Genomic DNA, 2,329 nt, shown 5'->3' on the forward strand with positions numbered 1-2,329 from the left:
ATAAGGATATAAAAATTAACTTTTTATTTTTCCCGAGAAATAATCGTCTGCAAGTTTGGAATTCTTTTTTACAGATTCAACGCTTTTCTCCCATGCGGCCTTATCCTCCTCATTAAACTGTAAATCATAGATTTCCTCAACACCACTGGCACCTATTTTAATAGGAACTCCAATAAACATGTTTTCTATTCCATAGTGTTTTGCATGATTACCTGTGAGGTATGCAGCACATGGAATTACCCTCTTCTTATTTTTAATTATGGATTCCACCATTACAGCTATTGATATTGAGGGTGCATAAAAAGCAGTTCCTGTTTTATAAAGGTTGAGTATCTCACCACCACCGAATCTTGTCCTTTTGATAATTTCATCTATTTTTTCCTTTGGAAGAAGATGTTCTATTGGTATTCCAGATACACTTGAGTATCTTATGAATGGAACCATATCATCCCCATGGCCGCCTATGACAAATGCATTTACATCCTCAACGGAAACATCAAGAGCCTCTGCAAGAAATGTTCTAAATCTTGCGCTATCCAGTGATCCACCAAGCCCGAGAATTCTAGATGGTTCTATGCCAGATGCCTTTTGAAGTGCATATGCCATTATATCCGCAGGATTTGTAACGGCAACTATAATTGATTCAGGTGAATATTTTTTAATTTTTTCTCCAACATCCTTCATTATGCCTATATTTTTTAGAAGTAAATCATCCCTGCTCATTCCTGGCTTCCTTGCAAGACCAGCAGTAACAACTATTACATCAGAACCCTTTAAATTTTCATACTCTTTCTCATCAGCGGTGCAGAAACCCCTCAATTTATAATCAAAACCCCAGTGGGGTGCACCCTCCTGAATGTCAAGAGCCTTTCCAGCCGCAAGCCCGTCAACAATATCAAAAATATATATGTCGGCCACATCTTTTATTGCCAGAACCTGTGCCACACTGGCTCCAACAGCGCCAGCGCCAATAATAGAAATTTTCTTGTTTGCCATAGGCTTATATTTCAATTAAAATTAAATATTTTTGTAACTTCCATAAAATAAAAAAATTATCTTTCATCAATTTTTTTAAACTGTTTTTCCCCAGGCCCTATGTAAACTGCCCTTGGCCTTATAAGCCTCTCCTCATTTTCAACGTATTCCGAGATATGTGCAACCCATCCAAGAACCCTAGAAAATCCAAATAATACCGTGAATGTATATACCGGAAATCCAATTTCGTTAAATACAAGCCCGGAATAATAATCTGTATTTGGATATATCCCCTTTGAGGAAAATCTTTTTATTCCAAGGTCTTCAAGATTTTCTGCTATTTTAAGCAAATTCTTTTCATCGTCAGTAATGGCCAGCTTTTCCGCTATTGATTTAAATATTTTCATTCTTGGGTCATATGTTTTATAAACCCTGTGACCAAATCCCATGAGCTTTTTATTTTTATTCACAATATTATCTTCGAACCAGGAATCCACATTTTCGGGTTTTTTAATGGCGAGAAACTGGTTGAATGCTGCCTCAGCAGCCCCTCCATGCAGTGGCCCCTTCAATGCGGCAATTGCAGCAGTAATGCATGAATACATATCTGACAATGTTGATGCGGCGATTAAGGCGGCCGTGGTGGATGCTGGCACCTCATGGTCAATATAGATTATAAGAGCGGCATTCATTGCATTAATTTCATCCTCAGTGACATTGTCAAAGCAGTTTCTTAAAAATGCCTCGGCATATCCATATTTTGGGTCAGGTTCCTTTAATCTTAATCCCATTTTATGCCTGTAAATGTTGGAAATAATGCCCAGGTTTTCACCAAGTATTTTTGTTGCCTGTTTTCTATCATTTTCCTTATTCCATGAGTATTCACCGGATGACATGGATGCAAAGGCAGTTTCCATCATTGTCAGTGCATCTGAATCCCTTGGCAGCTCTGAAATAAGGCTAAGCACATGCCTTGGCAGTTTGTAATGCTCCTTTAATTCTTTTGTAAATTCATCCAGCTGCTTTTTATTGGGAAGCTCACCATAAATCATTAAATATGAAACCTCCTCAAAGGAGCAGTTACTGACAAGGTCATTAATATCATATCCGCGGTATCTAAGTATGCCCTTAATTCCATCTATGTATGTCAATGATGTATGCTTAATAAATACATCTTCCAAACCCAAATTTATATCACTTTCCATATGATCACCCTATATTCTTTTCATGGTTATTTTACCCAGATTTTATCTTTTTCAGCAATTGTTCAATTTTTTGATTGTTTTTTGTGGTGGTTTTATGGGTAAGATAGATCATGAAAGGATATAATTTTTAATCTTATCCTTAAAACCAA

The 2,329-nt window shown here is 36.9% G+C and carries 2 protein-coding genes; both read right to left on the bottom strand.

Going from position 1 to position 2,329, the window contains the following annotated elements; translation table 11 throughout:
• Window positions 1-15 precede the first annotated feature (15 nt).
• Entirely contained in the window at window positions 16-996 is a 981-nt protein-coding gene (gene mdh / locus AOG55_RS02070) for a malate dehydrogenase (protein ID WP_048102376.1), read from the bottom strand.
• Between the two features lie 56 nt (window positions 997-1,052).
• Complete coding sequence (gene gltA / locus AOG55_RS02075) at window positions 1,053-2,180, bottom strand: citrate synthase (protein WP_048102374.1); 1,128 nt, start codon at window positions 2,178-2,180, stop codon at window positions 1,053-1,055.
• Between the last annotated feature and the right edge of the window lie 149 nt (window positions 2,181-2,329).

The sequence above is a fragment of the Acidiplasma cupricumulans genome (genome assembly GCF_001402935.1).
Classification (GTDB): Archaea; Thermoplasmatota; Thermoplasmata; order Thermoplasmatales; family Thermoplasmataceae; genus Acidiplasma; species Acidiplasma aeolicum.

Excerpts from the sequence above, each read along its gene's own strand:
- mdh (WP_048102376.1), bottom strand. The coding sequence starts at position 996 with ATGGCAAACAAGAAAATTTCTATTATTGGCGCTGGCGCTGTTGGAGCC.
- gltA (WP_048102374.1), bottom strand. The coding sequence starts at position 2,180 with ATGGAAAGTGATATAAATTTGGGTTTGGAAGATGTATTTATTAAGCAT.